Here is a 1,524-nt window from a genome sequence, read left to right as displayed (position 1 = left end):
CTCACTGGTGCACCATCGGGTTGTCGGTGGTTCCAGATGAGCTGCCGGTACACCCCTGGTCCCTACCGGGCCACCGCCTGCTGCGCGTGATTCTCGAGATCCACGACGAGTTCTGTGGGGCCCGGTGGGCCAGGATCCCCAGACCGGCTACAGGGCTATGCGCCGATGAGCGCCGATCAGTGAGCGACCGGCTGCGGGGTCCCGGACCACCGGGTGTTCTCTCACTGCTCCAACAGCGAGGAACCGATATGAGTGTGACCCCTCAAGCCATGAGACCGAGATTCTGTGCGGGTCTGGACTGGGCCCAAGACGACCACGCCGTATGCATCATCGAGCCCGGCGGTGAGGTCATCGAACGATTCACCATCGCTCACACCGCGGCCGGAATGAAGCGACTCGTGAAACGTCTCGCCGCCGCCGATGTGCGTGAGATCGGCATCGAACGCGGCGACGGCCCGGTCATCGAGACGCTGCTGGACACCGACCTCACGGTCTTGGTGATCAGCCCGAACCAGGTCAAGAACCTCCGTTCGCGATACGGATCAGCCGGCAACAAGGACGACCGCTTCGACGCCTACGTCTTGGCCGACGTCGTACGCACCGATCGGCGGCGCCTCACACCGCTGGTGCGTTCGACTCACGCGACCAGAGTGCTACGGACCAGTGTGCGAGCACGCCGAGACCTCGTCGAGCACCGCGTCGCGACAGCGAACCAACTCCGCGCGCACCTCCAGATTGTGCTGCCTGGGGTAGTCGGACTGTTCAAGGACCTCGATTCGGCAGTGAGTTTGAGTTTCATCGAACGATTCACCACCCAGACCAAAGTCGATTGGCTCTCCCCGCAACGACTGGCTCAATGGCTGGAGAAGATCGGTTACTCCGGAAAGACGGACCCCGCCGTCCTGCATCAACACCTCATCGCCGCACCGGCCGGCACGACCGGCCCCGATGCCCATACGACCGCAGCGGTCACCTCCGCCTACGTCGCAGTGCTACGTGTCCTGAACACCCAGATAGAGGCCCTCGCCCGCACCATCAGCGACCAGTTCGATGCTCACCCCGATCACGACCTCTTCGCGTCTCTGCCCCGCTCCGGGACCCTACGAGCAGCGCGCCTACTCGCAGAGATCGGAGACGCCCGCGGCCGATTCCCCACCGCAGCCTCCCTGGCCTGCCTAGCAGGCGTCGCACCCTCGACCCGCCAATCGGGAAAGATCAAAACCGTCACCTTCCGCTGGTCAGCCGATCGAGACCTCCGCGACGCACTTTGTGACTTCGCCGGCGACTGCCGCCGAGCTAATCCCTGGGCGCAAGACCTCTACCAACGAGCCCGAGCGCGCGGCCACGACCACCCCCACGCCGTACGAATCCTCGGCCGCGCCTGGGCCGACATCATCTGGCGATGCTGGCAAGACGGCACCACCTACCACCCCGACCGACATAACGCGCTCCAACGCGTCCTGAACCAAACACCACCACAAGCCGCATGAAACACAGCGAAGGTTGACACAGGGCAACTCGTCG

Annotated in this window: 1 protein-coding gene; it reads left to right on the top strand. The window is 64.4% G+C overall.

Annotation, left to right across the window (positions count from 1 at the left end):
• The first annotated feature begins 269 nt into the window (after positions 1–269).
• On the top strand, positions 270–1,490 hold the full coding sequence (locus ACYVLV_RS12240; RefSeq protein WP_460810320.1) for an IS110 family RNA-guided transposase: 1,221 nt from the start codon (positions 270–272) through the stop codon (positions 1,488–1,490).
• Positions 1,491–1,524: the final 34 nt, after the last annotated feature.

The sequence above is a fragment of the Nocardioides salsibiostraticola genome, from assembly GCF_054783655.1.
Note: the sequence above shows the minus strand (reverse complement) of the source record. Positions and strands in the feature narration are given on the sequence as shown.